14 protein-coding genes are annotated in these 14,949 nt (G+C 41.3%); 5 read left to right on the forward strand and 9 right to left on the reverse strand.

Annotated features, from left to right (window positions below; genetic code table 11):
• Nucleotides 1-38 precede the first annotated feature (38 nt).
• The 4 genes from hutU to AWW72_RS07280 form a co-directional block, all read right to left on the reverse strand.
• The gene (gene hutU, locus AWW72_RS07265) at nucleotides 39-1,715 is read right to left on the reverse strand and encodes a urocanate hydratase (RefSeq protein WP_062846900.1); all 1,677 of its coding nucleotides are present in this window, start codon (nucleotides 1,713-1,715) and stop codon (nucleotides 39-41) included.
• A gap of 238 nt (nucleotides 1,716-1,953) precedes the next feature.
• Nucleotides 1,954-2,535: a HutD/Ves family protein gene (locus AWW72_RS07270; protein WP_062846901.1), complete on the reverse strand. Its 582-nt coding sequence runs from the start codon at nucleotides 2,533-2,535 to the stop codon at nucleotides 1,954-1,956.
• Nucleotides 2,532-3,284 (reverse strand): histidine utilization transcriptional repressor HutC, encoded by a 753-nt coding sequence (hutC, locus tag AWW72_RS07275; protein ID WP_005258179.1) that lies wholly within the window; start codon nucleotides 3,282-3,284, stop codon nucleotides 2,532-2,534. The genes AWW72_RS07270 and hutC overlap by 4 nt, the downstream gene beginning before the upstream one ends.
• A 143-nt stretch (nucleotides 3,285-3,427) precedes the next feature.
• The gene (locus AWW72_RS07280) at nucleotides 3,428-4,483 is read right to left on the reverse strand and encodes a Rieske 2Fe-2S domain-containing protein (protein WP_062846902.1); all 1,056 of its coding nucleotides are present in this window, start codon (nucleotides 4,481-4,483) and stop codon (nucleotides 3,428-3,430) included.
• 164 nt (nucleotides 4,484-4,647) lie between these two features.
• Here AWW72_RS07280 and AWW72_RS07285 point away from each other — a divergent pair, with 164 nt between their 5' ends.
• The 4 genes from AWW72_RS07285 (at nucleotide 4,648) to AWW72_RS07300 (ending at nucleotide 8,115) form a co-directional block, all read left to right on the forward strand.
• Nucleotides 4,648-5,574, forward strand: a complete 927-nt coding sequence (locus AWW72_RS07285) for a LysR family transcriptional regulator (protein WP_062846903.1) — start codon at nucleotides 4,648-4,650, stop codon at nucleotides 5,572-5,574.
• 135 nt (nucleotides 5,575-5,709) lie between these two features.
• On the forward strand, nucleotides 5,710-6,660 hold the full coding sequence (gene puuE / locus AWW72_RS07290; protein ID WP_062846904.1) for an allantoinase PuuE: 951 nt from the start codon (nucleotides 5,710-5,712) through the stop codon (nucleotides 6,658-6,660).
• A 101-nt stretch (nucleotides 6,661-6,761) separates the two neighbouring features.
• A complete protein-coding gene (locus AWW72_RS07295) occupies nucleotides 6,762-7,325 on the forward strand; it encodes a dihydrofolate reductase family protein (protein WP_062846905.1) in 564 nt (187 codons plus the stop codon).
• A gap of 349 nt (nucleotides 7,326-7,674) precedes the next feature.
• On the forward strand, nucleotides 7,675-8,115 hold the full coding sequence (locus AWW72_RS07300; RefSeq protein WP_062846906.1) for a hypothetical protein: 441 nt from the start codon (nucleotides 7,675-7,677) through the stop codon (nucleotides 8,113-8,115).
• A gap of 81 nt (nucleotides 8,116-8,196) precedes the next feature.
• Here AWW72_RS07300 and AWW72_RS07305 read toward each other — a convergent pair whose 3' ends face one another.
• The 4 genes from AWW72_RS07305 to AWW72_RS07320 all read right to left on the reverse strand — a co-directional run bounded on the left by AWW72_RS07305 (nucleotide 8,197) and on the right by AWW72_RS07320 (nucleotide 12,314).
• Entirely contained in the window at nucleotides 8,197-9,651 is a 1,455-nt protein-coding gene (locus AWW72_RS07305) for an amidohydrolase family protein (protein WP_062846907.1), read from the reverse strand.
• Nucleotides 9,648-10,442, reverse strand: coding sequence for an ABC transporter permease (locus AWW72_RS07310; protein ID WP_062846908.1), 795 nt, complete (start codon nucleotides 10,440-10,442; stop codon nucleotides 9,648-9,650). Before AWW72_RS07310 ends, AWW72_RS07305 begins: the two co-directional genes overlap by 4 nt.
• A complete protein-coding gene (locus AWW72_RS07315) occupies nucleotides 10,435-11,256 on the reverse strand; it encodes an ABC transporter ATP-binding protein (RefSeq protein WP_062846909.1) in 822 nt (273 codons plus the stop codon). Before AWW72_RS07315 ends, AWW72_RS07310 begins: the two co-directional genes overlap by 8 nt.
• Nucleotides 11,257-11,321: 65 nt before the next feature.
• Nucleotides 11,322-12,314, reverse strand: a complete 993-nt coding sequence (locus AWW72_RS07320; RefSeq protein ID WP_062846910.1) for an ABC transporter substrate-binding protein — start codon at nucleotides 12,312-12,314, stop codon at nucleotides 11,322-11,324.
• Nucleotides 12,315-13,075: 761 nt separating this feature from the next.
• On the opposite strand from AWW72_RS07320, the gene AWW72_RS07325 reads away from it, so the two are divergent.
• Nucleotides 13,076-14,089, forward strand: a complete 1,014-nt coding sequence (locus AWW72_RS07325) for an isopenicillin N synthase family dioxygenase (RefSeq protein WP_062846911.1) — start codon at nucleotides 13,076-13,078, stop codon at nucleotides 14,087-14,089.
• Between the two features lie 74 nt (nucleotides 14,090-14,163).
• Here AWW72_RS07325 and AWW72_RS07330 read toward each other — a convergent pair whose 3' ends face one another.
• Nucleotides 14,164-14,946: a hypothetical protein gene (locus tag AWW72_RS07330; RefSeq protein ID WP_062846912.1), complete on the reverse strand. Its 783-nt coding sequence runs from the start codon at nucleotides 14,944-14,946 to the stop codon at nucleotides 14,164-14,166.
• Between the last annotated feature and the right edge of the window lie 3 nt (nucleotides 14,947-14,949).

Genomic DNA, 14,949 nt, shown 5'->3' on the forward strand with positions numbered 1-14,949 from the left:
TACACAATTGCAAAAAGCATCGTAATGTCCTTGTCTGTTTATTGCGTGATCATTGGCAAGTTCAAGCCTTGCTCTTTGGCACAATCAATTGCGATGTCATAACCCGCATCGGCATGACGCATTACCCCTGTTGCAGGGTCATTGGTCAGTACACGTGCGATACGTGCTGCTGCTTCATCTGTACCATCACACACAATCACCACGCCTGAATGTTGAGAGAAGCCCATACCTACACCACCACCGTGGTGCAATGACACCCAAGTCGCACCGCCAGCTGTATTGAGCAAGGCATTCAATAACGGCCAGTCAGATACGGCATCAGAACCATCTTTCATTGATTCGGTTTCACGGTTCGGACTAGAGACTGAACCTGAATCCAGATGGTCACGGCCAATCACGATTGGTGCTGAAAGTTCACCACTACGAACCATTTCGTTAAATGCCAAGCCAAGTTTTGCACGTAAACCTAAGCCGACCCAGCAAATACGTGCTGGTAAACCTTGGAAGCTGATGCGTTCACGCGCCATATCTAACCAGCGATGTAAATGTTCATCATCTGGAATGAGTTCTTTTACTTTGGCATCTGTTTTATAGATATCTTCTGGATCACCTGAAAGTGCAGCCCAGCGGAATGGACCAACACCGCGACAGAACAATGGACGGATATAGGCAGGAACGAAGCCTGGGAAATCAAAGGCATTTTCTACGCCTTCATCTTGCGCCATTTGACGGATGTTGTTGCCATAGTCAAAAGTTGGCACACCCATTTTCTGGAAATCCAGCATCGCTTGAACATGCTTCGCCATTGATTGTTTCGCTGCTTTCACTACAACTTCTGGCTCAGTTTTCGCACGTTGACGGTATTCTTCCCATGTCCAGCCAATTGGCAAATAACCATTTAATGGATCATGTGCGCTGGTTTGGTCAGTCACCATATCTGGATGTACACCACGGCGAACCAATTCAGGTAAAATCTCAGCGGCATTGCCATGCAGCGCAATCGAAACAGCCTTGCCTTCTTTGGTGTATTTTTCAATACGTGCTAACGCATCATCCAAATCAGTTGCTTGCTCATCGACATAACGGGTGCGTAAACGGAAATCGATACTGGTTTGCTGGCATTCAATATTCAATGAACATGCACCTGCAAGTGTTGCAGCCAAAGGTTGTGCACCGCCCATACCACCTAAACCAGCCGTTAAGACCCAACGACCTTTTAAATCGCCGTTGTAGTGTTGGCGACCTGCTTCTACGAAAGTTTCATAAGTACCTTGTACAATGCCTTGGCTACCGATATAGATCCAAGAACCAGCCGTCATCTGACCGTACATTGCCAAACCTTTGGCATCCAATTCATTGAAATGCTCCCAAGTTCCCCAATGTGGTACAAGATTCGAGTTTGCAATCAAAACACGTGGTGCGTCTTTATGAGTTTTAAATACGCCTACTGGCTTACCCGATTGAACCAATAAAGTTTCATCTGTTTCTAAGTTCTTTAGCGTTTCAACGATCTTGTCGAAACATTCCCAGTTACGTGCAGCACGACCAATACCACCGTAAACAACGAGTTCTTTTGGATTTTCTGCGACATCTGGATCTAGGTTATTCATCAACATACGCAATGGTGCTTCTGTTAACCAGCTTTTGGCATTGAGCTGTGTACCACGCGGTGCGCGAATTTCTACATCACGAAATTTTGTTGTCGTTGTTGTCACAATCGGACTCCTTCCATTGAGTTTGAACCAGCAAATTAATCTGCTTTTACTGTATAGCAATGTATTAACTTGTATATACATCCATATACTACACAAAACTTTTTTATTGAAAAGATGCTTTTCAAATCTTTTATGAAAATAAATTACAAGCTAATGAAATAAATAGATTTATTTTTTATAGACAATAAAAAAACACATACAACCTGAGACTGTATGTGTTCTCAAAAATAAAAGAAAACTAGATTTTTATGAGTTCAATTAGACAAGTTTGCTTTAAAATCTGTGGATTCAGAACCACCTTTTTGAGTGATTTTTCCTGCTCAATGTAAAGACTTTCCTGATGCTGCATTTGAAAAATCTGCCCATCAATTTCAATATCTAACAGCTCTGTACTCTGATTAAATATAAAAATCAGATCGGCTGAGCTAAAAATCTCGGTCTTTGTCGGCTCAAAATACCATTGCAAACGCGCATGAAACTGCTTGGGATCATAAATCAGATTAAAATCCCGAATCGGACCATCAATCAATTCACAACGGGTCGCACTTTCACCACTAAACTGTACCGATTGCAATGTCGTTAGAGATTCATACTCATCGTCAATATAAAGCTCGATGCCCTGACCTTCCAGCACGGTTAAGATACGCTGCATCCCGTTAAATCGGGAAAAATCGCCTGCGCTTTTGACATCTGCCATGGAAATACGCCAGTCAAAAGTATCCAGATTTTCACCCGCACTACGCGCCAGTTCAACCGTATAACCTGCACCATTTTTCCATAGCATCTGCCGATAATCAGTACTGCTTAACTGCTTGATCATTGGGTAAATTTACCTTCCAGATAATAACGGCTACCCGGATAAATCAAACGTGCGCTGGAAATCAGTTGTTTATTCGACCAAGTTCTACGACGAATCAATAAACACGGTTCGGTCTTGTTAATTTTCAGCCATTTACATTCTTGCGCTGAGGCTAGAATTGCGGTCACTACATGCTCACCTTCCGTCACAGGTGCTTTTGACATTAGATAGGCGTTGGGTGTAATGGATTTAAAATCTTGTGCCAAGTAATCTGGGATCAACATCGGATCGACCAGTCGATCTTCAATCTGTACAGGCACATCATTTTCATAATGCACGATAATCGAATGAAACAGTTTTTGGCCTTCCCGAATCTGCATCAACATGCTTTGTTCAGCATTGGCCTGAATCTGTTCCAAGACCAACACTTCGGCATGATGTTTATGATTTCGGGCAATAATTTCTTCGGCAATATTATTGACATGGAATAAGGCCGTTCGACCTTGTCCTTCGGCAACAAAAGAACCGACACCTTGGATACGCACCAACAAACCTTCGCTGGTGAGTTCACGTAAGGCACGGTTCACGGTCATACGACTACAACCGAGTAAATTGACCAGTTCACTTTCAGAAGGAATCTTTTTATTAACCGTCCATGTTCCTTCATAAATCTTTTGCGAAATCATTTGTTTCACACGTAAATACAAAGGAACTGGACTATCTTCTTCTAGAGACAAATCCAAATCATTTTGCTTTGTCACTCTTGACATTGGCTAAAACTCATACTAAATATTCTAAGTCATTGTATATTGAATTAATGCAAATTGTATATACAAGCCTATACAAATAAACATTTTAGCTTAAACCCTCTTCTAATCCTCCAAATTTATATTTTAAAAAATCTTACTTCCACTTATACCGTATAGCGTTTACTTAAACCCCATTCCGCCAAAATACGACGGTACATGGTCGAAGAACGATCCGCTTCAAAATGAGCCTCCATACTAATATCTAAAGGCAATTCTTCGGGTTTTTGTGCCTCCACCATCTCCTGATCTTCCGCAAAAATTTGTGCATTAAAATCATAGACGGCCTGTAAATCTCCCGTAGTATCGAAATTACGGGTTAAAGGTACAAACAAACGGGTCTTGTTATGGGAGATTGGACAGCAGGCATTTAAAATCTTGAGTACACCATCATTTGGAAAATGGATTGTCAATACTGCTGAAAATGGTGGATAAACATCAAAAATCCGCTCCCACACAAAATCATCTGGCGCGAGATGCTGCATCCCATGCGGATAATTGCTGACACTGCTGGTGTAGTTGGTATGCAAGCCATAATCGGTACGTTCAGTCGAGTATTTGGGTACGACTGGATTATCTCGATCTGCAAAGGCCTGATGATGTACCCATGCAAAATGTGCGACATCAATAAAACCTTCTAATTGACGACCACTTGAGCCAGCAATATCCACGGACGGCGGTAAAATGGCTTGATGCTCCTTCTGTTCCCATGTGTCCAACACAGGGAAATTCGCCAAACTTTCTTCTCTGCCAAGAATACTGGTCCAGACCAATCCATATTTTAAAACCACAGGAAATTTGGTCAGAGAAAAACGCTCTGAGATTTTCGTTAAATCAGGTTGAGCTGGGATTTTGGTACATTTACCCTCTTCATTAAAATGTAGGCCATGATAAGGACAGATAATGGTTTCACCTTCCACCCAACCTTTACTCAACGGCACACCGCGATGCGGACAAATATCCCGCGTTAAATGAATCTGTCCTGTTTCGGTTTTATACAAGGCCAAATTCATATCCAGTAACGTCACTTGCTGAGGTTTACTGGTGACATCTTCAATACATGCGACCGGATACCAATGCTGCGCAAGAATCTGCCAATCCTGATCATCAAATTGGCTGTGACATGGCTTATTTGGAAGATTGATGAATGGAATTGCGTTCATATCCTGTGCTCATTTTTTAATGTTTTCTCTGTTGTTTGTAGTGTGGAATAGATCATTATTTTCGTCTATTAGAATGAATTACATGCATCATTCTAAAAATTAGAACAGTATCGGCATTAAAATTGCTTTTGTATTTGCACTAGTTTTTATATTGAGAGCACGTAATGGCCCTGCCATTTTCACGTTTTGCCGATTATTTTATGGCTGTAGCCAAAACAGGAAGCTTGAGAAAAGCAGCCGATCAACTTTTCATTTCTGTATCCGCAGTCCATCGGCAAATTGTTCTGGCAGAAGAAGAGCTTGGCGTGAGTTTATTCGAACGGCGACCCAATGGGTTAAAACTGACCTTGGCTGGTGAACTGCTCTATGCCGATTTACGCACTTGGCAAAAAGGCTTTCAAATCACGCAAAAACGTTTAGGTGAAATTCAGGGCTTGCAGCGAGGCTCGATTGAGTTTGGAATGATTTCTGCATTGAGCGAAAGCTTTGTCAGCACCGTTATTCAGTCGATTCACCAACAATATCCATGGATTAATTTTCAGATTCGTGTATTGGACAGTGACAATGTGGCTGATCTGGTGATGAATGCAGATCTCGACTTTGGCTTGATTCTTAATCCTAAACATCAGCATCAGTTACAGATCAGTGCATTCATAGAGATGCCCTTAGGCTTTGTGATTCCAAAGCAGCATCATTTAGCCCATAAAGAAAAAATCTATTTCTCGGATACACTGGAGTTCAATCATATCCTGCCTGCCGAACCTTTGATTATTCATGATCATGTTACGGCCCTATATAAAAAACAGGACTTTCATCCACAGCATAAAATTGAATGTAATGATATTCGTATGATGATTGCCTTACTCAGACAAAACTTAGGTATTGGCCTGATGAGTTATCTGGATGCCGCGCCATACATTGAAAATGGTGAATGTGTATTTAGAACAATTGACGATAATGGACTGCATCCGATTACGGTTGCATTATGTGTTGCACCAAAACGGCAACTTTCCCGAATTGCGCAAATCATGATGAATCAGATCATTGCAGAAATGGAAGCACTAAAATTGCGCATGTACAAACATATTTAGCAAATAAAATTGCTTTTTTGCACCAAAACAAATCAATCAAGTTATTGATTTTATTAAATATAGTGTTTGACACCCGATTATTCTATCGAGTAATTTGATGTGAAGACTCAATGATTTCACAATTTAGGCATTGCTATGGTTCAGTCCAATACAGACATTGATTTTACTGCCAATTATCCGCGAGATATGATCGGTTATGCTGATCGCCCTCCACACGCCCAATGGCCCAATCAAGCAAAAATCGCTGTGCAATTTGTGCTGAATTATGAGGAAGGTGGAGAAAAACATATCCTGCATGGCGATGAAGGTTCAGAACAGTTTTTGTCTGAAATCAGTGGTGCCGAAAGTTATCCTGCACGACACCTTTCAATGGACTCAATCTATGAATATGGTTCACGAGTAGGTTTCTGGCGGATTCAGCAAGAATTTGCCAAACGCCAATTGCCCATGACCATTTTTGCTGTGGCGATGGCACTGCAACGAAATCCACTGGTGGTCGAAGCGATTAAACAGCACAATTATGATGTGGTCTCGCATGGCTTACGCTGGATCCATTATCAAAATATTGATCTTGAAACCGAAAAGCAACATATGGCTGAAGCCATGCAAATATTCAAAGACCTGTTTGGAGAAATGCCAACGGGTTGGTACACAGGACGCGATAGTCCAAATACCCGCCAATTATTGACTGAATATGATCATGTGCAATATGACAGTGATTATTACGGCGATGACTTACCTTTTTGGACAACACTCAGTAATGAAACGGGCACAACACGACCGCATTTAATTATTCCCTATACGCTTGATACCAACGATATGAAGTTTGCTTCACCGACTGGTTTTAACCGTAGTGAGGATTTCTTTGAATATTTAAAAGATGCTTTTGATGTTTTATATGCAGAAGGTGCAACGAGTCCGAAGATGCTTTCGATTGGCATGCATTGCCGGATTTTAGGACGGCCTGCCCGTTTCAAGGCGCTACAACGTTTTCTAGACTATGTGCAAAATCATGATCGGGTCTGGATTTGTACCCGTCAACAAATTGCTGAGCATTGGTATACGCATCATCCTTATCAAGCTTAGATTTATTAAAGCGACACTCAGTGTCGCTTATGCGACTTAAAAAATTTATCTAAATAGACATCCGTTTTAAGATACTCCTTTATATAAAGGAGATGATCAGGATGAAAGTACAATATTTTGCAGCGAGTAGCCTAGACGGATTTATTGCTACTGAAAATGATTCTTTAGAATGGTTATTTACTTTAGGTGAACTGGATAACTCAAGTTATCCGTCATTTATTAAAAATGTTGGTGCTTTAGTGATGGGATCAGCAACTTATGAATGGATATTAAATAATTCTGAAGAGGTTGCTGCTGAAACAGGTTCATCTTGGCCTTATACTCAGCCAGCTTGGGTGTTTTCCAGTCGGGAACTACCCTTAATTGAAGGGGCAAATATCCATTTTGTGCAAGGAGACATCACTCCCGTTTATGCTGAAATACAATCCATAATCGGAGACAAGAATATCTGGATTGTAGGTGGTGGAGAATTGGCTGGACAGTTCTACGATGCAAATTTACTTGATGAACTCATTATACAAATTGGTTCAGTCACCCTTGCACAAGGTAAGCCCTTATTTCCCCGCAGAGTGTTTGCCCCGACACTTAAATTGATCTTTGTCCATCAAATGGGTGAAGGCATGGTTGAACTGCATTATACCGTTGAGCGTAGTACAACGATTTGATGGGTAGAATTTTGAACCCTTTAAACAGCCTGTTTTACCTACAATGTAGATCGCATTAGTCAATCGAAGAACACACCTCAACCCAATCTAAATAACCCATTCTGTTAAATAAAATGGGTTGTTCGGAAGATTTTTCCAATTTTTTAGCTGATACAATTTTATGACCTGATTGCAAATTGATGAGATGCGTTTATACGACATTTCTTAATACCCAAATGGAAAATAACTAAATACGATAAAACTAAAATTTAAATCCGTACCATTATTTAATGATAAGTAATGATGATTTTTTGGAGATTTGAATCATGAAATATGGCGATGCTTCTTTATAATGAATTAGAGGTGTTTAGTGTCTTTATATCAAAAAGGAAAATATTGGTATGGTATAAATCGAGACGATTTGCGTTTAGAGATGATTCGTTATAGCCGCCTAAAGGGCTATGAAACAAAAGAATTTGCATCAAGTTTTTGTCGATGTGGAAACCATATTTTCTATTTAGAAAGTGACGAAAATGAAGGAGTTGCTAGGCGGGTCTGTACTCAATGTCACCACTCACATTTAATAGGAGATAGCGCTAAATATATTGAGGATGCTGAGCTAGAAGAACATATTTGTATTTGTGACAATCAACAATTTGAACTGGAATCTGCAGTTGCACTTTATGATGGATTAAATGATGTCCGCTGGTACTACATAGGCTGTCGCTGTACAATTTGCTCACTGATTGGTGTATTTGCAGATTGGAAATGTGAAGGCGGAAATGCAACCGAATTTTTAGCTAAAATATAGACACTCTGATTTTAACTCTTGGATAGTTACTATTTAAGAAAAAGTACTATCCAATTTCATAAGGTAATCCATTATTTTAGCTTAGGCTATTTTTGCCATATGCATACTGCGCTGCTCTAACAGCTTTACGGCTTGCTTTGCTTGCCAAGCCAACTCCATCATATCCAGATCAGGAATCTGATCATTCTCCATCACCATTTTCCCAGCAACAAACATGGCCTTAATATGCGCCCGCCCAGCACTTGCCACAGGGCCTATCGCCATGTCATGTAAACCGAAATAACGTGGATCGTCCAATTGATACACCACCAAGTCGGCCTGTTGCCCGACCTCAATCGTACCGACTTGATCTAAACCTAATATCTTGGCACCACCCGCCGTTCCCCAACGGATCACATCCTCAATACTGGCAGCATCTGCACCACCTTCAAATTGCCCGCCCTCATACTGTGGTGTCGCCAACATGCCCTTTCTGGCCCGTTGCAATAACCATGCAGCATGGGTTTCAGACAACATATCTGCGGCTTCGTTGGAACCTGCGCCATCAACGCCAATCGAAATGGTCATGCCTGCCTGTTCCAGAGCAACAAGATCGGCAATGCCACTGCCCAAACGTGCATTACTCTGCGGACAGTGCGCGATTCCTGTTTGAGTTTGGCCTAACAACTGAATTTCTTCTGGCAATAATTTCACCAGATGCGCAAACCAGACATCATTTCCGATCCAGTCCTGTTCAGCACAAAACTGGACGGGAGTCATGCCAAACTTGGCTTTGGCGGCATCGAGATAGTCCACCGTTTCAGATAAATGACTATGCATCCGAATCCCGAACTGTCTGGCAATTTTGGCACTTTCCCGCAATTGTGCCGCTGTGGTCGAATGCAGGGTTGAAGTCGGTGCCATTACAATTTTTCGAAATGCATCTGAACCTGATTGATGATATTGCTGCACCAAACGCTCAATATCCATCATATAGTCTTCAAACTTTTCAGGACGTAATGCTTGTGGCAACTCACTTTCCAAACCGCGCGTGAGCGTTGCTCCACCACGACACAACACAAAACGCATGCCTAACTTTTCGGCTTCATCAAATAAAATTGCTGCACCATCGAACGGCATCTTTGGCCAATACAAATAATGATGATCCGCCACTGTTGCGCAGCCTGAACGTAATAACTCAATTAAGCCAATCCGTACCGCAACCCTGAAAGTATTTTCATCAAACGCACCACGAAACCGATACGGCGTACTGGCAAGCCATGAGGTCAGGTTTTGATTCAGTCCTTGTGGCTCACCCTTGAGTAAAGACTGGAATAAATGATGATGTGTATTCACCCACGCAGGGTAAATTACACAATCTTGGGCATCGATCACCTGTTCATTCGGCTGGGCAGCTAACTGGCCGAGTTCAGCAATTTTACCGGCCTGAATACGAATATCACTGAATGAGCAACGCGCTGCATTCCCAGATAACCCCGTCAAAATGGCATGTGCATTTTTAATTAAATAACTATGATTCAAAGACACTAGACTCATACTTGCTCACTCTCATGCCATTTGCTTAAAAAGAACTGACTTAATAAGGACATCAAGACAAATAAGCCCAAACCTGTGCAGGTAATCAGGAATAATGCAGCAAACATTAGAGGTAAATCTAATTGGAAGCCTGCTTGCAAGATTTGATAAGCCAAACCTGCACTGGTTCCACCCGCCCCAGCAACAAATTCGGAAACCACAGCACCGATCAGTGCCAAACCACAGGAAATGCGTAAGCCACCAAAGAAATAAGGCAGAGCGTTCGGTACACGTAAGCGCATCAGAATTTGCCAGCGACTGGCTTTATTGATTTGAAAAAGATTGAGCAAGCCTTTATTGACACTACGCAAGCCCAAAGTGGTATTGGTCAGTATCGGGAAAACCGCAACCAGCATGGCACACACCACCAATGCCAAAGTTGTATTTTGAATCCAGATGATGACCAATGGTGCAATCGCAACAATCGGAGTGACCTGAAATAAAATGGCATAAGGCATAAAGCAGGCTTCGACCACACGACTTTGTACAAACACAAAAGCGACCAATGTGCCGATAATCACCGCACACACAAAAGCCAATAAGGTGATTTTTAGCGTGACCCATAAACTGCCAAATAACACACTGGACTGATTGACCATCGCCATAACGATATCACTCGGCTTTGGCACCACATAAATAGGCACTTCTAGCTGTTGAAAACTCAACTGCCAAAACAACAGGAAGATCAAACCAAGCCCAAGTGGCGCAGCAATACGTTGAACCGTTGGATGTTGTATCAAAGGTTTAATCATGGTGATGTCCTCCACTTGCCTCAGCCAATAATTGCGATAGATGCGAACATTGTTGAATAAAGATGTCTGAGCTTCTAAAGGCTTCGTCACGCAGATAAGGCCCTTCAATTTCCAGATCGGCGACCACCCGCCCAGGTCGCGCGCCCATAACAATCACGCGCGAAGATAAATACACCGCTTCATAAATACTATGCGTGACAAAAACTACGGTTAAATCACGTTCAGACCATAATTGGCGAATATCGCTATCCAGTTTATGGCGGGTAAACTCATCCAATGCGCCAAAAGGTTCATCCATTAACAACAAGTCTGGCTCCGTCACCAGTGCCCGAGCCAACGAGGCACGCATTTGCATGCCCCCTGAAAGTTCCCGTGGATAGGCTTTGCTAAACTTCTCCAAACCCACTGCTGCTAAAGCCGCCATCACTTTCGGGGTGCTAACTGATTTTGAGATATGTTGTAAATTGAGAGGCAAACGAACATTGTCTTCAATATTGCTCCACGGCATGAGCGTTGCTTCTTGAAACACCATAGCCATTTTGCATTGCGATTGAATATCAGCTTTACCATTCCAGCGCACCACTCCGGCAGATGGGTGCTCCAGATCAGCAAACATTTTGAGTAAGGTACTTTTACCGCAACCTGATGGCCCGAGTAATGAAACAATCTCACCACGTGCAATATTTAAATCTAAACGCTGTAATGCATTGGTACCATTCGGATAAGTTTTCTCTACGCCTCTGGCCATGATCATTGGCGTGACAAAGCTTGAAGATTCATGGATTGGCGTATCCATTGGTAAAGCAGAATTCATATGGTTTCCCCTTTGTGCCAGTGCCCTATTTTTTAACCCTAAAAAATCCTGATCGACATTCCAGATTATTTGGCTGGTTTAATAAATTGCGTGGTATAAGCGGTTTTCCAATTGGTTTTCGTGTTCAGCAACCCTGCACTCACCATAAAATCTCGCGTTGCTTTCCAACGTGCATCCGTCATGACGCCAATGCCTTGAGTTTTGGCATCACCACCATCAATCAATTTCAATTTCCGCATTTGTCCTACAGCAAACGTGAGTAACTCATCATTCATATTCGGATTTTCTTTTTTAATGATGCTATTGCCCAAACGTGGATCAGCTAAATAGTTTTTCCATCCCTCCATCGAAGCTCTGACAAAACGGCGCAGCACATCAGGTTTGTTTTGAATGACATCATTTCGTGTCACTAAAATACCGCCATAAGCTGGATAGCCAGCATCAGCAAATAAAAAGAAATTACTCGATGGTTCTGCTTTTTTGGCCTGAAAGACTTCAGAGGTCGCATAGGCTTGTTGTGCAACATTTTTGCCTGCTAAAAAAGGCTGCATATTGAAGGTATACGGGCGAGCTTGTGCTGCATCTAATTTATATTTACCTTTTAACCAAGGCCACCAGCTTGCTTGTCCACTGGTCGAGACCAGAATCGTTTTTCCTTTCAGATCGGCCAAAGACTTTACATCGTTATGGGTTAGTACACCTTGCGGATCAAACTGAAATGGCGCTGCAACCGCTTTAATTGGAAAATTGCTTTCAATGCCCTTTAAGACCTGTAGGTCATAATTAATAATAATGTCAGCACGTTTTGATAATAATAAAGTCATGTTGTTGACTTGTGGCCCACCGATTTTAATATCGACATCAAGGCCGTATTTTTTATAAATTCCTTGTGCTAGTGCCTGATAATATCCACCTTGCTCAGCTTGCGCATACCATGTGGTTTGTAACACAAGTTTATCGGCTGCATAACTGGTTGAGCTGAGAACGGTGACAAAGCCCAATAACGCGCTCGCGATAACAGTACGTCGTCCTTTGCCTACATAGTGTTGAATATTCATAAGTAACACCCCTAAATCTGTATGGATTCATCTTGCTATTCTTTTTAGGGGGTCAATCAATGTATAAGCTACACATTTCTCTCAAAGCCAAACCCAATTGGCTTTGTCCCCAAAAGAGGAACAGCAAACGCTGTAGAGCAATGTCCCGCGTGTTTGGTACACACTGACCGCTTATACTCAGTAATGATTTAGCAAGCTCTGTGCCAAGATTGATTTCATTTTATTTTTCATAGGTATAATCTAGTTTGAATTTATTTTTGATTATTTTAGATGAATAAACCGTATTCATTATCTTCTTTTGTAGGCCATAAAAAATAAGACTGTATTAAAAATGCACTATTTTAAAACAGCTCAATGCGCAGAAATGAATCACTGACGCTGACGATTTAAATCCCTATAAATATTTCAATGCAATCTTTTATAGATTGCTTGTTCATCTCGACACAATTGATCCAACAACAAATCTTTATCAGTTTCCCGATATTTCATGCTCAAGCCCATTGTATAAATTGCTTGTGCTGATTGCCCTCCACGAGCTGCTTTATAAACTGGTATAAAAAATGCTTATGTGTTTATGTCAGAGTAGAAGCGTTCAGCATGCAGTCACACCAACTGCTATGTGGGTCATTGCTCAGAAATCAGCTCACACTCTTCATGAGAAAATATCTTTTGAAGAAAGTGCGGCTCTTTTTTGAATGTGACCCCATCTCTTTCAATTCATTGGATTGGGTCACGGTTTATCCAAAAGATGAGGTTGAAATATGAATAGCGCCAACATGACTCCAATCGCTGAAAATGACTACAGCTTAGAAGAATTACAAAAAGAAGCCCGTATGGGCGCTTTGGGACAAGAAACCTTTGAACGTGAAGTTCGGGTGATTGATTTATCCAACTTTGAACAACGAAAGTATGAGATTGCAGAACAGCTTTGGGCAGCAGCAACGGATATCGGTTTTTTTCAGGTTGCAAATCATGGTATCCCATTGGAACAGATCCAAACAGCTTTCGACATGACACAGCAATTTTTTGCTTTACCTGAACCTGTCAAAGCGCGTTATCCACTGAATCGCAATGCGGGTTGGGAAAGTAAGGCACAAGTTCGTCCTTCGACCAGTACGCCAGATCAAAAAGAATCCTACCAAATCACTCGTCCCCGGATGGAAGGACTTTACCCAAGTGAGCAAGAATTACCGAACTTTAAAAAGACCATGCTGGAATTTGAACAGGCATGCTGGCAAGTCGGTATGAAAATACTGTCCTGCTTTGCTTATAAACTGGGTTTTGCCGATAACTTCTTTGCACTGGCACATGATCCTGAGCAGGACAGCTATCAAAGTACCTTAAGAATGCTACATTACTACGCAATTGATCCTGCGCTTAAAGATCAATTGGGACTATGGCGTGCGGGTGCGCATACCGATTTTGACTGTTTAACCCTACTGTTCCAACGTAAGGGACAAGGTGGTTTGCAAGTCTGTCCTGGCAAGGATATGGAACAACAGCAATGGACCAGCATCGAACCCCTTGATCATGTAATTACCTGTAATATTGGTGATATGCTGATGCGTTGGAGTGATGACCAATTACCTTCTAATTTCCACCGCGTCAAAAATCCAGAAGCCAATGAATATCAAGGGCCGCGTTATAGTCTGGCGTTCTTCTGCCAAGCCAATGAAGATGTGATCATTGAAAGCCCACAAAAGAAATATCCTGCAATCACGGCGAAAGAATATTTAAAACAACGCATCAGCGCCAACTTCAAAGGTAAATATTAATCCTCTATTCTTTGCAGACAGAGATAGATCGTCTCTGTCTGTTATTTCAGCTTTAGTCTATTTATTTTTATCATCTATGATGGTGTTTGCGGTCTTTTGTGTGATCTCTTCTGATTTCTTTTCTTGGGTCTTTTTTGAGGGATAATAATTTTTCCCGTACCTAAACCTCGGAAGAAATAATTAAAAAGATAAATAAATAAAAAACCAAAATAAAAAAACGGGAATATGGTAAAGACACTAAACGTACTTTCCCAAAAAAGTACACCGATCCGATAATTATAACCTAACTGGATAAGTGCACCTCTACGACTACCATCCTGAAAGGAGATATTCTCTAAAAGAAAATGGCTCATCCCCATGATAAAGCAGAATAAAAATATGCCTGAAACAATTGTTTTTTTAATCAATGGCTTCTCCAGCCACGGATGTTTCTTCGATGCCTCAAACTCAGCTTGAAAGAATTTACTATAAATTTTTTCCTGAAATGTCTTGTTTACGCCTACTTTCTTAATGAATAAGAAACACAAATAACCACTGAAAACAGAGGTTATAACCGTACAATAAACACTTGAAAGAATAGTAAAAAATGGCAATGGACCTTTAGTCCCTACCGTAATCAACATCTGCTCTGTGATATAACGATAAATCTCATACTGCCACTGATTGCGTGGATATGCTGGAAATAAAAATAGCGGTAAAACGAATACAATAATCAAAAGGGCAATATGTATTTTGGTCTGTCTTTTTTCTTTAGCTTGTTGTTCAAGCACCAAACGCCTTTGTTCTAATTTTTCTTGCTTCTTTTGCTTTGTATGCTGTTCAAGCAACTCTCTTGCTACATAGCGTTTTGTTGACATAAA

Origin of the sequence: Acinetobacter sp. NRRL B-65365 (genome assembly GCF_001605865.1) — a bacterium.
GTDB lineage: Bacteria > Pseudomonadota > Gammaproteobacteria > Pseudomonadales > Moraxellaceae > Acinetobacter > Acinetobacter vivianii.